The sequence below is a fragment of the Caloramator sp. mosi_1 genome (assembly GCF_028622835.1).
In the GTDB taxonomy this organism is placed as follows: domain Bacteria; phylum Bacillota; class Clostridia; order Clostridiales; family Caloramatoraceae; genus Thermobrachium.
Genome location: NZ_CP117677.1, coordinates 1,828,754 through 1,848,427, shown reverse-complemented (window position 1 = coordinate 1,848,427; position 19,674 = coordinate 1,828,754). Strand labels below are relative to the sequence as shown.

11 protein-coding genes and 10 pseudogenes are annotated in these 19,674 nt (G+C 31.1%); 2 read left to right on the top strand and 19 right to left on the bottom strand.

Annotated elements, in window-relative coordinates; all coding sequences use genetic code 11:
- Positions 1-7 precede the first annotated feature (7 nt).
- From pfkA to PL321_RS13090, 3 genes and pseudogenes are all read right to left on the bottom strand, one after another.
- Positions 8-976 carry a 6-phosphofructokinase gene (gene pfkA, locus PL321_RS13100; RefSeq protein ID WP_273962342.1) on the bottom strand — a complete coding sequence of 323 codons (969 nt, stop codon included), beginning with the start codon at positions 974-976 and terminating at the stop codon, positions 8-10.
- Positions 977-1,336: 360 nt separating this feature from the next.
- Positions 1,337-4,812: pseudogene (locus PL321_RS13095) on the bottom strand (DNA polymerase III subunit alpha).
- Positions 4,812-6,120 (bottom strand): annotated as a pseudogene (locus PL321_RS13090) (DRTGG domain-containing protein). Before PL321_RS13090 ends, PL321_RS13095 begins: the two co-directional pseudogenes overlap by 1 nt.
- 278 nt (positions 6,121-6,398) lie before the next feature.
- Here PL321_RS13090 and PL321_RS21535 point away from each other — a divergent pair.
- On the top strand, positions 6,399-6,560 hold the full coding sequence (locus tag PL321_RS21535; RefSeq protein ID WP_443110716.1) for a transposase family protein: 162 nt from the start codon (positions 6,399-6,401) through the stop codon (positions 6,558-6,560).
- Entirely contained in the window at positions 6,533-7,471 is a 939-nt protein-coding gene (locus tag PL321_RS13080; protein ID WP_337961026.1) for an ISL3 family transposase, read from the top strand. Before PL321_RS21535 ends, PL321_RS13080 begins: the two co-directional genes overlap by 28 nt.
- A 204-nt stretch (positions 7,472-7,675) precedes the next feature.
- Here the strand turns inward: PL321_RS13080 and whiA are convergent.
- The 16 genes and pseudogenes from whiA to PL321_RS12995 all read right to left on the bottom strand — a co-directional run bounded on the left by whiA (position 7,676) and on the right by PL321_RS12995 (position 19,666).
- Positions 7,676-8,625 (bottom strand): annotated as a pseudogene (gene whiA / locus PL321_RS13075) (DNA-binding protein WhiA).
- A gap of 4 nt (positions 8,626-8,629) precedes the next feature.
- A pseudogene (locus PL321_RS13070) lies at positions 8,630-9,942 on the bottom strand (gluconeogenesis factor YvcK family protein).
- Positions 9,942-10,817: an RNase adapter RapZ gene (gene rapZ, locus PL321_RS13065; RefSeq protein WP_273962341.1), complete on the bottom strand. Its 876-nt coding sequence runs from the start codon at positions 10,815-10,817 to the stop codon at positions 9,942-9,944. The pseudogene PL321_RS13070 and the gene rapZ overlap by 1 nt, the downstream one beginning before the upstream one ends.
- Positions 10,818-10,990: 173 nt before the next feature.
- The gene (locus PL321_RS13060; RefSeq protein ID WP_273962340.1) at positions 10,991-11,398 is read right to left on the bottom strand and encodes a hypothetical protein; all 408 of its coding nucleotides are present in this window, start codon (positions 11,396-11,398) and stop codon (positions 10,991-10,993) included.
- A 5-nt stretch (positions 11,399-11,403) separates the two neighbouring features.
- The gene (locus tag PL321_RS13055; protein WP_273962339.1) at positions 11,404-11,568 is read right to left on the bottom strand and encodes a PHP domain-containing protein; all 165 of its coding nucleotides are present in this window, start codon (positions 11,566-11,568) and stop codon (positions 11,404-11,406) included.
- A gap of 673 nt (positions 11,569-12,241) precedes the next feature.
- Positions 12,242-12,658 carry a hypothetical protein gene (locus PL321_RS13050; RefSeq protein ID WP_273962338.1) on the bottom strand — a complete coding sequence of 139 codons (417 nt, stop codon included), beginning with the start codon at positions 12,656-12,658 and terminating at the stop codon, positions 12,242-12,244.
- A gap of 140 nt (positions 12,659-12,798) precedes the next feature.
- Entirely contained in the window at positions 12,799-12,978 is a 180-nt protein-coding gene (locus PL321_RS13045) for a transposase (protein ID WP_273962337.1), read from the bottom strand.
- On the bottom strand, positions 12,978-13,145 hold the full coding sequence (locus tag PL321_RS13040; protein WP_273962336.1) for a hypothetical protein: 168 nt from the start codon (positions 13,143-13,145) through the stop codon (positions 12,978-12,980). Before PL321_RS13040 ends, PL321_RS13045 begins: the two co-directional genes overlap by 1 nt.
- A 465-nt stretch (positions 13,146-13,610) precedes the next feature.
- Positions 13,611-14,178: pseudogene (locus tag PL321_RS13035) on the bottom strand (indolepyruvate oxidoreductase subunit beta).
- A 12-nt stretch (positions 14,179-14,190) separates the two neighbouring features.
- Positions 14,191-15,937, bottom strand: a pseudogene (gene iorA / locus PL321_RS21530) (indolepyruvate ferredoxin oxidoreductase subunit alpha); the annotation flags it as partial.
- A gap of 18 nt (positions 15,938-15,955) precedes the next feature.
- Positions 15,956-16,860: pseudogene (locus PL321_RS13025) on the bottom strand (phosphate butyryltransferase).
- 125 nt (positions 16,861-16,985) lie between these two features.
- Entirely contained in the window at positions 16,986-17,147 is a 162-nt protein-coding gene (locus tag PL321_RS13020; protein WP_273962335.1) for an ACT domain-containing protein, read from the bottom strand.
- Between the two features lie 8 nt (positions 17,148-17,155).
- A pseudogene (locus tag PL321_RS13015) lies at positions 17,156-17,592 on the bottom strand (MgtC/SapB family protein).
- A 378-nt stretch (positions 17,593-17,970) separates the two neighbouring features.
- Positions 17,971-18,219, bottom strand: coding sequence for an LPXTG cell wall anchor domain-containing protein (locus PL321_RS13010; RefSeq protein WP_273962334.1), 249 nt, complete (start codon positions 18,217-18,219; stop codon positions 17,971-17,973).
- Positions 18,162-19,003, bottom strand: a pseudogene (locus PL321_RS13005) (alkaline phosphatase). The gene PL321_RS13010 and the pseudogene PL321_RS13005 overlap by 58 nt, the downstream one beginning before the upstream one ends.
- A pseudogene (locus tag PL321_RS12995) lies at positions 18,996-19,666 on the bottom strand (alkaline phosphatase). Before PL321_RS12995 ends, PL321_RS13005 begins: the two co-directional pseudogenes overlap by 8 nt.
- Between the last annotated feature and the right edge of the window lie 8 nt (positions 19,667-19,674).

The window sequence follows — 19,674 nt, the reverse complement described above, 5'->3', positions numbered from 1 at the left end:
CTTTTAATTAATATCCTAATATCTTAGATAGTTCATAAAGCTTCTTGTGATCATCTCTTCTCTTTTCCATTTCAAGAGCTTCAGTTATGTCAAAATCAACGATCTTGTTGTCTCTCATACCAACAACTCTCTTTGATTTACCTTCAAGTAAAAGTTCAACTGCTCTTGCACCAAGTCTTGAAGCTAATATTCTATCAAAGGCTGATGGGCTTCCACCTCTTTGAATATGTCCAAGAACTGTTGCTCTTGATTCAATTCCTGTAACTTCTTCTATCTTCTTAGCAAGTTCTTCTGCTCCACCTATACCTTCTGCAAGAAGAATTAGATTGTGAAGCTTACCCTTAACTTTGCCTTCAATTATAGTTTTACAAAGTTCATCAAAATTATAATCTTCTTCAGGAATTATTATGCTCTCTGCTCCACCTGCAAGTCCTGCATAAAGTGCAATATCTCCACAGTTTCTTCCCATAACTTCAACAACACTTACTCTTTCGTGGGAAGATGATGTATCTCTTAGCTTATTTATTGCATCAAGTACAGTATTTACTGCTGTATCAAATCCTATTGTATAATCTGTATATGCAAGGTCGTTATCGATTGTTCCTGGAATTCCTACTGTCTTTATATCCCACTCATCGGATAAAAGCTTTGCACCAGTGAAGGAACCATCTCCACCTATAACAACTAATCCTTCTATACCAAATACCTTAAGTACATTGTATGCCTTCTTTCTTCCCTCTGGTGTTCTGAATTCTGCACTTCTTGCAGACTTAAGGATTGTTCCACCTCTTTGGATAATATCTGAAACGCTTGATCTTGTCATTTCAAATATTTCTCCATTCATAAGTCCGCTGTATCCTCTTTGTATACCCATAACTCTTAAACCATTTGCAATACCTGTTCTAACAACTGCACGAATTGCCGCATTCATACCTGGTGCGTCTCCGCCGCTTGTTAATACTCCTATTGTTCTCATTTTATTACCTCCTTTTTGTCCATAGGGACAAGCTATGTCCCACTTTTGTTATAAAAATATTATCTTACAATTTACCACATAGAAATTTGGTAAAAGGATAATTCTAATTCTTAATATTAATATGTATCTTGTCCAACCCTCTTATTCGCATTTACTTAATTTATTCATTGTAAAATTTAACCTGAAATGCAACTAAAATTTAATAATTATTCAATTGTCACCAAAATGCTAACAAGTTAATTTTAAAAAATTTGTCAAATAAAATCAATATAAAAATCGTTAATTTTTTTATTGATTTTATTTAAAAATTAAAGGGACAAATTAAATTTTACCTTGTCCCTATACTTTTGTCAAAGAAATTTAAGATATTTTTATATTTTCAGCACCAATTTTATCTGTAAGCTCATCTATTAGTTCCTTTGACATATCAACCCATAGTTCTCTTGATGCTTGAAACATTTTTTTAGAATTGCTTAAAACTACATATACAGGATTGTTTCCAGTATATTTTTTAAATATAGGCTTTAGTTCTTCTATATCTTTATTCCAACTGTCTTCATTTAATCTTATATATACCTTATTAATTTTAAATTCTGAACTCCTTAGAGGTTCTATCTCCTCTGCAATTACCTTTGGCTGCTCATCTTCCTTTATACTTATTCTTCCCTTAATCAATACTATATTATCCTCTAAAATATTTTTATTTGATTTATGATAAATCTTAGGGAAAACTAAAACTTCTATACTACCATATAAATCCTGAACTGTTATAAAGGCCATCATATCATTGTTTCTTGTAGCTTTTATATTCACAGATGTTATTATTCCTGCAATAACAACCTTTTCTCCATCTTTCACCTTATGTTCAACTGCTATTTCTGTTTCCTCTACACTAACTATATCTGTTATTTTGGTTGTAGAAAGTAGTTCTAATTCCTTTTATATTCATCAAGAGGATGGCCGCTTATATAAAGCCCCATCATCTCCTTTTCCATTGCAAGAAGATGTTTTTTATCAAACTCCTTAATATCTTCGTATTCTTCCTTTACACTATTTTGATTTTGTGCATCAAGACCAAATAAAGACATCTGTCCATCTAATGTTTTTCTTTTTCATTTGCCACTGCATCCATTATTCGTTCATAGGAAGCCATAAGCTGTGATCTTCTTATTTTTAATGAATCAAAGGCACCCGCCTTTATCATACTTTCAACAGCCTTTTTATTAACTTCAGATAGGTTTACTTTATAACAGAAATCAACAAAACCTGTAAAAGCACCTTTTTAATTCTTGCTTCCTTAATTGCCTCAACTGCACCACGTCCCACATTCTTTATTGCTCCAAGTCCAAACCTTATTTTATTTCCTATTACAGTAAAGGAATATTCACTTTCATTTACATCTGGAGGAAGAACCTCAATCCCCATCTTCTTGCAGGCGTGAATATAAAAAGCAACTTTATCATTATTTCCAACCACACTTGTAATAAGTGCTGTCATAAACTCAACTGGATAATACTTTTTCAAATATGCAGTTTGATATGCTACTACCGCATAAGCAGCAGCGTGGGATTTATTGAAGGCATAACTTGCAAAGTCAATCATAAGGTCAAAAATTTTATTAGCTACCTCTTCACTTACACCGTTTCTTACAGCACCCTTAACAAGTATATTTCCGTTTTCATCATCAAGTCCATAAATGAAATTTTGTCTTTCCTTAAGCATAACATCGTGCTTTTTTGGCCATAGCACGACGAACAAGGTCGGATCTGCCTAAAGAATAGCCTGCAATGTCTCTTACTATCTGCATTACCTGCTCTTGATAAACCATACAGCCATATGTTACATCAAGTATAGGTTTTAATTTTTCATCAAGGTATTCAATATCTTCTGGGTTATTTTTATTTTTATATAAGTAGGTATCTGGTCCATTGGACCTGGTCGATATAAGGATATACCCGCAATTATATCTTCAAGGGAGTTTGGCTTAAGTTCCTTCATAAAGTTTGTCATACCTGTAGATTCAAGCTGGAATACACCCTCTGTATTACCTTGGCTTATAAGTTCAAAAACTTCCTTGTCATCATAGGTTAGTTTATCTAAATCTACATCAATGCCTCTATTTTTCTTAATAAGGTCAATTGTATCCCTGATTACTGTTAAAGTTCTAAGCCCTAAAAGTCCATCTTTAAAAGCCCAAGTTCCTCAAGAATTGTCATAGGAAACTGAGTTACAACTGCTTCATCATTTTTAGAGAGAGGAACAAACTCAACCAGTGGAGCTGATGCAATAACAACTCCTGCTGCGTGGGTTGATGAGTGTCTTGGCAGTCCCTCAAGTGATTTTGATATATCTATTAAATACTTTATTCTTTCATTATTTTCATACTCCTGTCTAAGTTCAGGATTTAGTTCAAGGGCTCTATCTATAGTTATATTTAATTCCATAGGAATCATTTTAGCTATTCTATCAACTTCTGCATATGGATAATTAAGTGCTCTTCCTACATCCCTTATAACGGCCCTTGCCGCCATTGTACCAAAGGTTATTATTTGTGCAACCCTATCCTGACCATATTTTTTTACAACATAATCAATAACCTCTTGCCTTCTTTCATAGCAAAAATCTGAATCAATATCTGGCATACTTACTCTTTCAGGATTCAGAAACCTTTCAAAAAGTAAATTATACTTTATTGGATCTATTTTGGTTATACCTAATGTATATGCTACAATTGAACCTGCTGCAGAACCACGTCCAGGTCCTGTAATTATATTGTTATCCTTTGCAAATTTTATAAAATCCCAAACTATCAAGAAATAGTCTACATACCCCATTTTTTCAATTATTGAAAGCTCATATTCTAATCTATCAGTTATTTCCTTAGTCACATTTTTATATCTTTCATATAGGCCTTCAAAACAGAGCCTTCTTAAATACTCATTTGATGGTATTCCATCTGGGGTTTCAAACTTTGGAAGCTTTGTCACATTAAATTCAAATTCAACATTACATTCTTCTGCAATCTTTAGTGTATTTGAAAGAGCCTCTTCATAGCCCCTAAATATTTCCTTCATCTCTTCTATAGATTTTAGATAAAACTCATCTACTTCAAAGCTCATCCTTTCTTCATCATCAATTGTTTTACCTGTTTGTATGCAAAGAAGTATCTCGTGGGCCTTTGCATCTTCTCTTTCAACATAATGCACATCATTAGTTGCAACCAAAGGAATTCCTGTCTCCCTTGATAATTTAACAAGAAGATCGTTTACTTTTTTCTGTTCATCAAAGCCGTGGTTTTGAAGTTCAAGATAAAAATTACCCTGTCCAAAAATTTCATTGTATAAAAGGGCCTTTTCTTTTGCTTTTTCATACTCATCCTTTAAAAGAAGGAACTGAACTTCTCCACCTAAACAAGCACTTAAGGCAATTAGGTCTTTATTGTTCTCTTTTAAAAGGTCATAATCTGCCCTTGGTTTGTAGTAAAATCCATCAATAAAAGCAGAAGAAACTATCTTCATTAAGTTCTTGTATCCTTCATTTGTTTTGGCAAGAAGAACTAAGTGGTAATTTTCTGCGTCAATACTACCTTCTTTTCTAAAGCGTCCCCTTGGTGCAATGTATACTTCACAACCTATAATAGGTTTTATATTATTCTCTTTACACTTTTTGTAAAATTCAATTACTCCATACATACTGCCGTGGTCAGTAATGGCAAGGGCCTTCATATTAAGTTCCCTTGCCTTTTTTACTAATTTACCAATTTTCGCCGAACCATCAAGCAGGCTGTATTCTGTATGGACGTGTAGGTGAACAAAACCTGACATATTAACCTCCATCAATTTTTCTTAAGTATTTTTGCACTAAGAATAGCCTTACCTATAAGTTCCCTTTCATTTTCATTATACATCTCAATCTCAACCTTTGAATAATGTCTTCCCATATCAATTATAGAAGTATTTATTGTAACAACAGAATCCACCTGTACTGGTTTTACATAAAAAACCGAAAAGGAATCAACCGCAATATTTAGGTGATTTCTCTGTCTTAGTGCAATTGTTCCAACAGTAGACATAACTAAAGTAAGAGCATTCCAACTTGCTGTTCCTATTGGATTTAACATCTCAGGTATTATTTTACCCGTAAACTTCATTCCTTTTTCTGTATTTATACAAGTAAAGTTTTTAAGTACTAAATCATCAATAGTTTGTCCAACCTGTGGTTGTCTATTTACATACTGAAGTGCCTTAATAACATCGTGTCTACTTACAACACCTACTAACTGTTTATTTTCAACAACAGGAATAAGCTCAATGCCCTCCCAAACAATAATATGTGCAACATAGGCAACTGATGTCTTTGGTGTTACTGTAATAGGATCCTTTGTCATATACCTTCCAACTGGTTCATCATCTAATGCATCAAGTTTTATATCCTTAATTGTAATTATACCTACAACTTTGTTAAAATCATCTACTACTGGGAACTTACCGTGCTTTGTACTTAACATCTTATCCTTAAGTTCTTTTATTGTACAATTAACATTAATATAGGATATTTCTGTTTTCATTATATCTTCAACTAATATTATATCCTTCTTTATTAAGTTTTCTGAGATTGCCTTGTTTATCATTGAAGCCGTTGTAAAAGTATCGTAGGTTGATGATATTATTGGCAATCCCTTTTATTTGCAAGTTGCTTTATTTCATCTGAACAAGTAAATCCACCTGTAATCAAAACAGCACAATCTCTTTCAAGGGCAAGCCTTTGTGCCTCTTCTCTGTTACCTACAATCAAAAGATTACCAGGTGAAATATATTTTTTCATTATTTCCAAAGTCATAGCACCTATAACAAATTTATTTAGAGTTTTGTGAAGACCATCTTTTCCCCCAAGTACTGAACCTTCAACTATATTTACAACCTCTGCATAGGTTAAATTTTCTATATTCTTTTTTCTACCTTTTCAATTCTAACCGTTCCTACCCTTGGAATTGTACTTACTATACCTAATGTTTCTGCATCCTTTATTGCTCTATATGCAGTTCCGTCACTTACATCTAAAGCATTTGCAATTGACCTAACAGAAATTTTTGTACCCACCTTAAGACTTTGAATATATTTTATAATCTCCTCGTGTTTTGACATAGCTCCACTCCCTAACCTTAACTTAAGTCTTAATATTAATTGGTTCTATAATAAATGTTGGGGCGTAGACCCAGCATATTTTTTACAAAAAATATGTGCACCTGATTAGACACCTGGTAAAATTAAAATAACCAAACAAAAACCTTACCTGAAAGGAGGCATCCATCAAGTGCACACTAATAATTCTATCAAAAATTTATTAGGTTTTAAAGATGTTATTATAAAAAGATTATTCATAATGACACGTACATTGAGATATACTTAGAAACTAAGAAAAAATTTGTACTTGCCCTAATTGTAATTCCAAAGTTACAAGAGTTCACGATTATAGAATTCAGCGTATTAAAGACATACCCTTATTCTTTAAACATACTTTTATCATTCTTAAAAAACGTAGATATCGTTGTAATGCCTGCGGCAAAAATTTTATGAACATATAGAATTTTTACCTCGTTATCATAGAATAACTAATAGATTAGCTATGTTTGTAATTTATGAATTATCTAATGAATATAGTATGACATCAGTTGCTAGAAAAACTAATCTATCTATCGATACTATAAAACGTATTTTTGATAATGTATCTTACTCTTCTCCTACTAATTTACCTAAAATAATATCTATAGATGAATTTAAAGGTAACTCTGGTGGTTCTAAATATCATTGTGCAATAGTCGATCCTGTTAATCATAAAATACTAGACATTATTAAAGATAGAAAAGAGCATATTCTTATAGATTATTTTAGAAAAATTAAAAATCGCGATAGCGTTACACACTTTATTTGTGATATGTGGCAACCCTATATTGATTTAGCTAAAACTTATTTCAAAAATGCTGTAATTGTTATAGATAAATTTCACTATATTAGACAAGTCATATGGGCAGTAGAAGCGGTAAGAAAACGTATCCAAAGAGAACTATCAATTAAATTAAGAAAATACTTTAAAAGAAGTAAAAAGCTTATTTTAAAAAGATATGGCTTACTTGATACAGATTCAAAGTTAGCTTTACAAGTTATGTTTTCTTATAATAGTGAATTAGCAATTGCCCACACTTTAAAGGAAAAGTTATTGAGTATTATTGATGCTTCACCTTCTTCTAACGAAGCTCGTGTCCTCTTAAAAGATTGGATTAAACTTGCACAAAATAGTGGTATCAATGAATTGAAAAGATGTGCAAATACCTATATCAGATATTTTAATGAGATTTGTAATTCTTTTGATATTCCTTATACAAATGCTTGTATAGAAGGATTTAATAATAAAATCAAAGTTATTAAAAGAATAGCCTTCGGCTATAGAAATTTTGATAGATTCAGGAATAGAATTCTTCATTGTTGTAATAAATAATCTGTTAAATATTGTATTTTAGGAAATCCAACTATCGTTGGTCTTTTTGTCGTGCAATTTTTTAAGGGTAAACTCCCCTCATCCTATCTATCTTGCTAAAATCATTATCAAATAAGAAAGGACAGGCATTCTAATCTAATGCCCGCCCCAACTATTGACAAAGAGCCTATTAATTATATCAAAAAAGGGCTTTTAACATAGCCCTTATGAATCTCTTAGTTCTTCTGCAATTTTTTCTATTTTTCTTAATCTATGATTTACACCTGACTTTCCAATAGGCGGATTTAACATCTGCCCAAGCTCCTTTAAAGATACATCTGGAAAGTTTAGTCTAAGTTCTGCAATCTCTCTTAAATTTGCTGGAAGCTTTTTTAATCCAACCTTTTCCTTAATAAAATTAATGGATTCTATCTGTCTAACTGCAGCATCAACAGTCTTATTTAAATTTGCTGTTTCACAATTTACAAGTCTATTAACATTGTTTCTCATTTCCTTATAAATTCTAACATTTTCAAGTTCTAAAAGTGCATTATGGGCACCTATTATATTTAAAAGGTCTATAATTTGTTCTCCTTCTTTTAAATAAACAACAAAATTGCTCTTTCTCTGTATTACCTTTGATGTTAAGTTATATGAATTTATAAGTTTCATTAAATCTTCTGCATATTCAAGGGAGTTTGTTACAAACTCAAGGTGGTAGGTCTTTTCTGGGTTGCTAATAGAACCTCCACCTAAAAATGCTCCTCTAACATAAGCTCTCCTACAGCAGGATTTTTTAATAATTTCAGGATGAATTTTATGGTAAATTCCTAAAGTTCCATCTGAGTGCTGTTTTAGTATTCCTGTTTTTAATAATATATCCTTTGCACCCATCTCTGGTGTAATCAAAAGCATATAGATATTATTCTTTTTAAAGGTACTATTCTTTTTACCATTATATCCGTATGCACACCAAATATATTTTTTAACAATGAAAAAATCCTTCTTGCAATAGCTGGATTTTCAGTTGTAACCCTTAAACCTAATCCATTTTTACCATTTATCTGAATTGTTCCACTCATCTTCATTATTGCAGAAAGTTCCGCCAACTGACAGCAACTCTTTTCGTCCTGAATTCTGCAAAGTTCGCTTTTTGCTACAGACGAAAAGGACATTATATCACCTACCTTTTGTCTTTAATCTTTCGCTTAAATAATAATAATCTAACACTCTTCTTCTATCATTAGGGAAAACATATTTAATTATAAGTTCCATTATTGTTTTTGCAAGCACCTTTGTATTGTGTCTTAAAAGACCATTTTCATTTATATAAACAAGGTCTTTAAATATTATATCAACTGTATCTCTAATATTCTCAACATCATTTTCTACAACTTCTTGCCCATCTTCTTTATATTTTTGAAATGTTCCTCTGGTATTTTGCCATTATTCGCTATTATAAAGTTAATAAATTTTCCTCCACAGTGTTTTTCTATTGCATTTAGATGATCTGATAACTTATACCCTTCTGTTTCTCCAAGCTGTGTCATTATATTTGAAATATAAACCTTAATAGCCTTTGATTTTTTTACAGCCTCTGCAACCTCTTTTATTACAAGATTAGGCATTATACTTGTATAAAGACTTCCTGGACCTATTATTATACAATCTGCATCTTCAATGGCTGCAATTGCTTCATCCAGTGGCTTTGCATCACAAGGTTCAAGATAAATGTAATCTATTCTTTCCTTCTTTTCGTAGCAAACCTCAGGAATCACAGATTCACCCTTTACTATTTCTCCATTTTTTAATTTTGCACATAGAGTAACATCTGTTAATGTGACAGGATAAACCTTACCCTGAACTGCAAGGACGTCACTCATCTTTTTATGGCATCCTCAAAATTATTAGAAATTCCATTCATTGCTGCTATAAAAGGTTACCAAAACTTTGTCCCTTTAACTCTCCCTCTGTAAACCTATATTGCATAAGCTCTTCCATTAGGGGTTCTGTGTGTGCAAGTGCTACAAGACAGTTTCTTATGTCACCAGGTGGAAGCATTCCTAAAGTTCTTCTTAATTTACCTGAACCTCCACCATCATCTGCAACTGTAACTATAGCAGTTATATTGGTTGTATATTCCTTAAGTCCTCTTAGCATTGTTGACAGCCCTGTTCCACCACCTATTGCAACTATTTTAGGCCCTCTTATCTGCATTTTCTGCTCAAAAATTTATTTGAAACTGTCTCTTTATTTACAGATACACCTGTTATAATTTCCATTAGGTTTTTAAAGGCAAGTTTTATCGATGCATACATTAGTATTATTCCAATAAATGATATATATAAAAACAAAAGAAAATAAGAGTCGTATATAAGTCCTCTAAATAATAGTTTTGAAACACCTAAAATAAATATCAATAGACCACAAAATCCCATCAAAATCCATCTTTTGATGTTAAGACCCGGTCTAAACCATTCGAATATTATCATCACTTTCCATCTCCCGCTAAATCCTTTGTTATATCTCTATGCGATATAAGTACAGTATGATTATTGTTTTTTAGATTTTCATAAATCCTATTTGCAATTGCAACAGAGCGGTGTCTTCCACCTGTACATCCTATTCCTATTACAAGTTGAGACTTTCCTTCTTTTATGTAGTTAGGTATTAAAAATTCTAATAGATCTGTAGTCTTCTCAACAAATTTATTTGTTTCATCCCATTTAAAGACATAATCATAAACTTCTTTATCTATTCCTGACTGTCTTTTTAATTCATCTATATAATAGGGATTAGGAATAAATCTTACATCAAAAACAAGGTCACAGTCAAGTGGAATTCCATATTTAAAGCCAAAGGATGTAACTGTTATAATTAGACTTTCAAATTTTTCACCCATTATATAAATCTTATTTATTTCTTCCTTAAGCTGTCTTACTGTAAGCCTTGAAGTATCAATAATGTGGCTCGCCTTTGATTTTATATCCTCAAGTCGTTTTCTTTCTTCTAAAATTGCATCCTCAATTCTTTTTCCTGATGATAGAGGATGGTTTCTTCTTGATTCTTTAAATCTTTTTATTAAAACATCGTCCTGTGCATCAAGGAACAATATTTCATATTTTAATCCCATATCCTCAAGGGACTTTAACCCTGTAAATATGTTGTCAAAGAAGTTTCTACCCCTTATATCAACAACAATTGCTATTCTATCTATTTTACCCTTTGATTGATAACATAGTTCTGCAAATTTTGGAATTAATGCAGGTGGTAGGTTATCTATACAGAAGAATCCTATGTCTTCTAAACACCTAATAGTTTGAGTTTTACCAGCACCTGATAGACCTGTAACAATAACAAATTGCATAAGTGACCTCCTTAACTATTTTTCTGCATTTATTATTCTTGTAGGTGGAAGATTTGCCTGTTTTGCAACATTTAATGCCCAGTCAAAGTTCCCTACATCTTGAGGCTTGTGGGCATCACTATCTATTGAAAACATAACACCCTCTTCCATTGCTATTTTAACATAATCTAATGTTAAAAATCTATGACTTGAATTAATTTCAAGTGCAGTTCCTCTTTTGCTGCCGCCTTTGCAAGTTCTCTTGTATCTATATCCACCTTAGCACCAGGATGTGTTATTATATCTATCTTATACTTATTTATAGCCTTTATTAAAGCTTCTGTATTTGTTCTTCTACATTCTTCTCGTAAAATTTTGTTGTACTTTGCCATTTTGTTTTTAATATAAAGTATGTAAAAATCCTTGAAGGATTTAGGTTTTGCTCCATTATGAAAGCCAACTAAAAGTTTATCAATTAACTTTAATTCTCTTTCAGTTACATCAATATCTCCTTCAGTACTTATTATATTAGCCTCAACTCCTAAATAAATTTTAATTTTATCTCTATATTTTTCATTAAGCTTATCTATTTCTTGCCTCATCTTCTTTAATTTTTTATAATTAACACCAAAAACATATGACCAGGACCGTGATCCGATATTACGATCTCCTTTAACCCTTTATTTATTGCTGCCTTAACATTATCTTCTATTGTTCCTTTACCGTGGCTGTATATTGTATGTGTATGATAGTCACCTATTATCTTTATCATATATACCACTCCTTGATTTGGGTTTTTAAATTATTTTATCATATAATTTTTATTATAGCATTATTAACATAGGGACGGTTACTTATTTTTCAAACATTATTATTTATATTAACATAGGGACGGTTACTTATTTTTGAAACATTATTATTATTTATATTAGCAGAAGACCAGGTTTTATCAAGGGACGGTTACTTATTTATTAATCTTTATAATTTCTACTTAATATTATCCTTTTTATCATAAATGTCATATCAAAATTTCAATTTATTTATTAAGCACATTTTTATCACCAAATTATTCAAATTAGGGACGGTTACTTATTATTTAAACAAAAATGTATTTGCATTATAAACTTTTAAATAATTAAATCTATTATTTTTCTTGTATTTTAAATTTAATATAATCCCCAAAACACTACATAATATTTAATAATAAACAAAACATTTTAATAAAATTCAAATAATATCTGATTCTATTGAAAAATATACTAACAATTTAATTCACATAAATTATCCATTTAACCTAAAGCACAATTAACATAAATCCATTATTATATGAGTTTGTTTTAATTATAGCTTGTCCATTCTACTTAGATAAATTTTTATATTTATTATTATATTTTTCAAAATCTATGTGCTTATAAAAATATACATATACCTTATAATAATTTAAGTTATATAGATTGTTGGAATATTTCATTTATAATATTTTCATATTTTGGATTGTGCACTAATTCTGCTCCTATTCTACATAATTTTGAAACTCTGGCTTGACCTATATTACCAAAAATTCTGCATATCTCTGCACACTTTAAATCACATAACTTTCTTAATATAAAACACAAAACAGCCTTAGCCTCAACTCCATCCCTTCTATACTTTAATAATGAATACTTATTTAAATTAAGCCTTTGCATCATAATCATAATTATCTTCTCAGGTGAAAAATCTCTTACAAGAATCTTTCTCATACTTCTATATTCTGTAGGTTCCTGTAAAAACTCTTCTTTTTGTATATCAATAATTTTTTTAACTTTAAAAATAAAGTCTTTATATTGAGCCCTTGCACTAACATCATTTAAACCAAACATTGATAAAACAAACCTATCATCTATTAAGTCAAATTCATCTTTCTTTAATCCTAAATAAATTCCTAAAGAAGAGAAAGGATATTCTTCTGGATGTTCCTCATACCCCTTAATTGCAGTAGCATTAAAATGTACGTAAGCCGTTAAGGCAAAAGATATCTTTCATCCTTAACAATTTTGCTTTTAAATCTATCTTGAAAAAGATGTCCGTGTCTGCTATACCTTTTATTAAACCACATTGCATATTTATAGTTAATAAAATGCATTATTTTGGAAATATCTGCTCCATTTGCATCAATAATAAAATGAGCGTGATTATCCATTAAACAATATGAATAAACAATAAATTCAAATTGTTCCTGTGCTTTTTAATAAAATTTATATAATTTATTTTATCATCATCATCTTTAAAAAGGTTTACCTCAGAAATGCTTTTTACCATTATATGGTATATAGAATCATAGGATTTTTCTCTTGCCATTCTTGGCATAAAAACACCTCCACATTGTTTTATATACTTATTTTTCCAATGTAGAGTCTACTTTATTCCATAATAACCATTATATTTGAAACTATGTTTATAATATCAATTAATAAATAATATTGTATGTTTATCCTATGTTGATCAAATATCACAATTTTTATATATAAAAAGATGTGGTAAAAACCACACCTTTATCAATAAAGTTAAATTGTGAACTACTACCACTTAAAGAAGAGTCAACTTCGTGATCAAGGTAACTTCTGTTACTCGATTATCCATATCTAAAGCAACATTGTTTCCCAAGTTTTACTGCATTAAATATTTTAGCTTATTTTTGCTTTATTTATATTCTTCCACTGCTAATTATGTCAAAGAAAAATTTTATCATCAACTTATAAAAGTAGGTATCTTCTATAATAGATTAAGTTAAACATAAGTTGATTACTTTTATAAATAAATAAGTAACCGTCCCTAAATTGAGAGACCTATTTTAAATGCTTTAATATTAATATCAACTAACTTTTCAGGCAAAACATCTTTTATAACTCCATCCCAATCTAAGTTTTCAAGTCCAAGTGATTTAACTAATGCACCTAATATAACCATATTCTGAGTTTTAATATTGCCAACATCCTCTGCTATTTTTGCAGCATTGAACAATTTATATTGTATTCTTGACTTTTCAAGCTCTTTTTCAATATTTGCTGGATACTCCTCCTTACCTATAAGAACAGGTAAGGAATATATCTCATAATCATTTACAATTAATTTACCATCCTTTTTAAATAGTTAATCCACCTGACTGCCTCAACCTTTTCAAAAGAAACAACAACATCAGCATCACCTTCACCAATTAAGGGGAATATACTTTGTCTCCAAATCTTACTTGTGTTGTAACACTTCCTCCACGTTGTGCCATTCCGTGAACTTCAGACATTTTAACATCATACCCGAACTTTAGCAATCCCTCTGTTAATATCTTTGATGCCAAAATAATTCCTTGTCCACCAACACCAACAAACAATATACTTTTAACCATTAAAAATTCCCCTTTTTCAATTGCATCAAACTTACATACCTGTTGACATACTGTGCAAGCATTACACATATTCTTATCTATAACTACATTGTTATTTCTTATTGAAATAGCAGGACAACCTGTTCTTAAGCAAGCCTTACACATCTTACATTTTTCTTGATTTATTACTAAGTATTTACCTGCCCTCTTTTTTGCACTTCTTTAATTAAAGCACAAGGCTGTTTTGTTATAATTACAAATGGTTCTATTGAATTATATGCATCCTTTACAGCCTCTTCAGTGGCCTTTAAATCGTAAGGATCAACAACTCTTATATTTTCTTCTTTAACACCAACTGCTTTTACAATACTATATATATCAACAACCTGCGTTATTTCTCCCTTTATTGTTTTACCTGTTCCTGGATTTGCTTGATGTCCTGTCATAGCTGTAATACTATTATCCAATATAACAGCAACTATAGGGCTCTGATTATATACTGCATCAATTAAACCTGTAATTCCTGAATGAAAGAAGGTTGAATCTCCAACAAACCCAAATATCTTTCCCTTCCTATTTGCCATTTTATATACCTTTTCAAATCCTATTGCAGCAGATATTCCTGCCCCCATACAAATAACTGTATCTGTCACATTAAGCGGAGGCATCATTCCTAAAGTATAACATCCTATATCTCCTGTAGCTACAATATCTTTATATTTGCTTACTACATAGAAAATACCTCTATGTGGACAACCTGGACATAATACAGGTGGTCTTGATGGTACATTTACATCTAATTTATACTTTTCTTTTTCCTCTTTTCCAAAGAAGGCCTCTTTTATGATATCTGGATTTAACTCACCACAGATTGGTATTATATCCTTTCCTACACAATCAATTCCCATACTCTTTATATAGTTTTCAAGATATGGCTCATTTTCTTCTATAATATATAATTTATCAACTTCTTTAGCAAAGTTTCTTATTAATTCATCTGGTAGAGGATAACTAAACCCTATCTTTAGATATGATGCATTATCCCCAAATACTTCTTTAGCATATTGATAGGATATCCCACTTGTTATAATTCCTATTTTTTGTCACCCCACTCTATTCTATTTAATGGAGTATTATTAGATAACTCCTTAAGTCTTTTTAATCTCTCCTCAACCTCAACGTGTTTTATTCTTGCGTGCCCAGGAATCATAACATACTTTTTAACATTCTTTTCATATGGTTTAAATTCAACTTCTTCTCTTTCAGAAACTTCAACTACCCCTTTACTATGTGCAATTCTTGTTGTAATTCTAAATAAAACAGGAGTATCATATTTTTCACTTATTTCAAACGCATACTTTATGTAATCTTTACATTCTTGACTATCCGAAGGTTCAATCATTGCAACCTTAGCGTGAGGTGCATATAATCTATTATCCTGCTCATTTTGCGAACTGTGCATACCAGGATCATCAGTTGATATAATAACTAATCCTCCATTTGCACCTTCATAAGCTATTGTAAAAAGAGGATCAGCTGCTACATTTAATCCAACGTGTTTCATAGCACAGAGTGCTCTTGCCCCTGCAATAGATGCACCACAAGCAACTTCTACTGCCACCTTCTCATTAGGAGACCATTCTGAATAAATTTCATCATACTGTGCTATATTTTCTAATATCTCTGTACTTGGAGTACCTGGATATGCTGCTGCAAACGTACATCCTGCCTCCCAAGCCCCTCTTGCAATGGCTTCATTTCCTGACATTATTTTTTTCATCCTCATCCCCCATATAGGCTATTTATTATTTGCAACTAAACTTCCAAGTGCTATGGAATTTAGTTTTGCTTCGTGTGTATCTGCTCTTGAAACTAAAACAATAGGACATTTTGCTCCCATAATAACCCCTGCTGATTTTGCCTTTGCAAAATAAGTCAATGATTTTCCTAAAATATTTCCTGATTCAATATTAGGAACAAGCAATATATCTGCTTGACCTGCAACAGGACTTACTATTCCCTTATGTTTTGCTGCTTCTAAAGAAATTGCATTATCAAGTGCCAGCGGCCCATCAATAACACAATCTTTAATTTGTCCCCTTTGATTCATTTTTGATAAGGCTGCTGCATCTAATGTTGCTTGCATATCAGGGTTTACCACTTCAACTGCACATAAAGGTGCAACGTGAATTGGATTTATTCCAAATGCCTTTGCCACCTTAACAGCATTGTTTACTATTTGAACCTTCTGATAAAGATCTGGATATGTAACCATTCCTCCATCGGTTAAAAATAATAATTTATGGTATGTTGGGACACTATATACCATCACGTGACTTAAAAGTCCACTTCCTCTTAACCCCTTCTCCTTATCTAAAACTGCCTTTAAAAGGTCTGCTGTTCCAATTAATCCCTTCATTAAAAAGTCTGCTATATTATCAGCAACAAGAGAAACTGCTATTCTTGCTGCATCTTTTAAAACATCTGTATGTATTATTTCATATGAACTAATATCTACATTTAACTGGTTTGCTATTTTTATTATCTTTTCCCTATTGCCTACAAGAATAGCATCAATTATTCCAAGTTTTGTAGCTTCATCCACCGCTAAAAGAACCTCTTCATCTTCTGCAGCAGCTACTGCAAGCTTCATCTTTGTTGTTGTTTCACAATTTCAATTAATTCATCAAAATTTTTTATCACTGCCATTCACCCCTATAAATTTACCTAATTTTATTTTATCAAATATTTTTTATATTTAAAATATTTTGTTCATTCTTCTTTCATCTTTATGGTTTCTACACCTTTTAAATTGCCTATCATTTCAATTATTTCGGTTGTTTTTGCATATATAATAGGTTTGTTGCAATTTCTATTTCAACATAATAGTCATCTATTTTCTGTAATTCTATATTAGTTATATTAATTTTTTTCTTACCAAGTATACTTGCTATTTCACCTATAACACCTGGTTCATCCTTTACAATCATTTTAAAAACTATATATCTTTTCCCTTGAATAATTCTTTTTCAATACCTTTAAACCATCTCAAACAAAAGTAAATAAACAAAGTTGTAAGTATGCCTTCAAAATATAGTGAAGAACCAACAGCAAGACCAATACAGGCAACAGACCAAATACTTGCTGCAGTAGTTAGTCCCTTAACATTCACACCCTCCTTCAAAATTGTACCAGCACCTAAAAACCTATACCACTTATTACCTGTGCTCCAAGTCTCATAGGATCATAGCTATAAATAGAATTTAATCTATAATAATCAATAGAGATTATTTGAACTAAAGTTGCTCCAAGACATACCAAAACGTGTGTCCTAAGCCCTGCAGGTCTATTTTTAAATTCTCTTTCATATCCAACAACTCCTCCTAATATAAAGGATAATATCAATTTAAAAACTATAATAATATATCTTTCCATACAACCACTCCTTTGTTTTTTATTTATATTAAATTATATTTTTGTTATTGTACAGTAACACTTATTTTTAATGGGGACGGTTACTTATTATTTCACAGTTATAAAAATATACTTTACAATAAACTAAAGATCGTATTTTGAAGTAACCACTTCGTTATTGATACCTTTTATAATTTAATTGTTATATAAATACTCATAATACAAAATATTGCCTATCCCTTTCCGTATCCCCTAAATGCAAACCTATGTAATAAAATAAGTAACCGTCCCTATATAAAAAATAAAACATCTTCAATTAGATTATCTTATTTTACCTAATTGAAGATGTTTTTACAATTTGTACACTAAATTTTTAATATAAAATATAATTAACTATCCTTATTTTCTTTCACTAATAACTATCATTATTGAACCTAATAATATAATTAATACCGCTCCAGTCATAATTATTACAAAGTCAAAGGCAGAACCTGTCTTAGGTAACTTGCCATTTTGTGACATTGTATTTTTATTCTTTTGAGTGTTATCTGGATTATTTCTTTCTTCATTATTATTCGTTGAATTATCCTTTATTTGTTTAGCATTGTTATATTGTTTAACAAACAGCTCAACAGCCTGCTTTGGCACAAACATTTTTCTCCATTAAAAACAGTTACACCATTTAAATATTGCTCTTCACCATTTACTTCAACAATATTTGTATAGCCATTAACAATCATCTTAACATCATCTTTTTTAATTATTGCTTTTGGATTGTCGTTATCTTTTAAATCCAATTCATATTCCGCACCTATTTTTTCATATTCTGCCTTAGCATCAACGAACAATTTATTTGTTGCCTCATCTATATTTAATCCTAATACTTTTACCATATATCTATTAATTTCTGTATTATCTACTGTACCTGTTAATCTTTCTATATCAAACGGTACATAACAATACAACATTACATCCCCACCTGTATGTCCACCAGTTGTAAAACCTATTCTTGTTCTTGCACTTACAACTTCATTAATTTTTCCTGCCTTTACTTTTGCTAATTCCTCTGAATTTATATCATTATATCCATAATAATTTGCAACTAAGCTTAAAATAGTCGCATCATCTTTTCCTTCTATCATCTTATTAAATCTTTCTGCTGTAGCCTTAGCATTTTTTATATTAAATACACTGTCTACAAATGAGATATCATCATATTTATATCTCTTATCTGATGTTGAACCTGTTTCAAAATTTCCTATGCTAATACCACTATTCCCGTGATCAGCACATACAATTACTACTGTATTATTATCTTTTTAGCAAATTCAAGTGCTTCCTTAACAGCCTCATCAAAAGCAAGCGTGTCTGTAACCATTCCAACAGGATCATTTGCGTGGGCCGCCCAGTCGATCTTACTTCCTTCAACCATTAAAAGAAACCATCGTTATCCTTTGATAACATTTCAATAGCTTTTTTGTCATATCTGCAAGAGTAGGTTCCTCTGGTCTTGTTTCAGCTCTATCTATATCGTAAGCTAAATCCTTTGGTGCAAATGCTCCCCAAATTTTACTTGACTTTGAATTCATCATTTCATTTTTAGTAGTAACATAATCATATCCTAATCTCTTTATCTCTTCCTTTAAATCTTTGTTATCTGTTCTTTTGCCTCCACCTTCTTTTGCAAAAAGCTATCACCACCACCTAAAACGACATCTACATTATTATATATTTGTTGCTTCGATAAAGCATTATAATTACTTCTATCTGGGTAATGTGCTGTAAAACCTGCAGGAGTTGCGTGCATTATTTCACTTGTAGCTACAACACCAGTTGCCTTACCACTTAACTTTGCAGCTTCTAATATTGAAGCCTTTGGGTTTTTATTTATATCTACTCCTACAAATTTATTATTTGACTTAATACCTAAAGCTAAAGCAGTTGCAGTTGGTGCAGAATCTGTTATAGGACCATTTGCCCAATATGTTTTTACATATCCCGCTGCTATCTCATCTAATGCTAGTTTATCATTTCCTACTATACCGTCTTGTGCATCTTTGTACCATCTTGCAAGAGTTGTTGTTGCTATACTCATTCCATCTG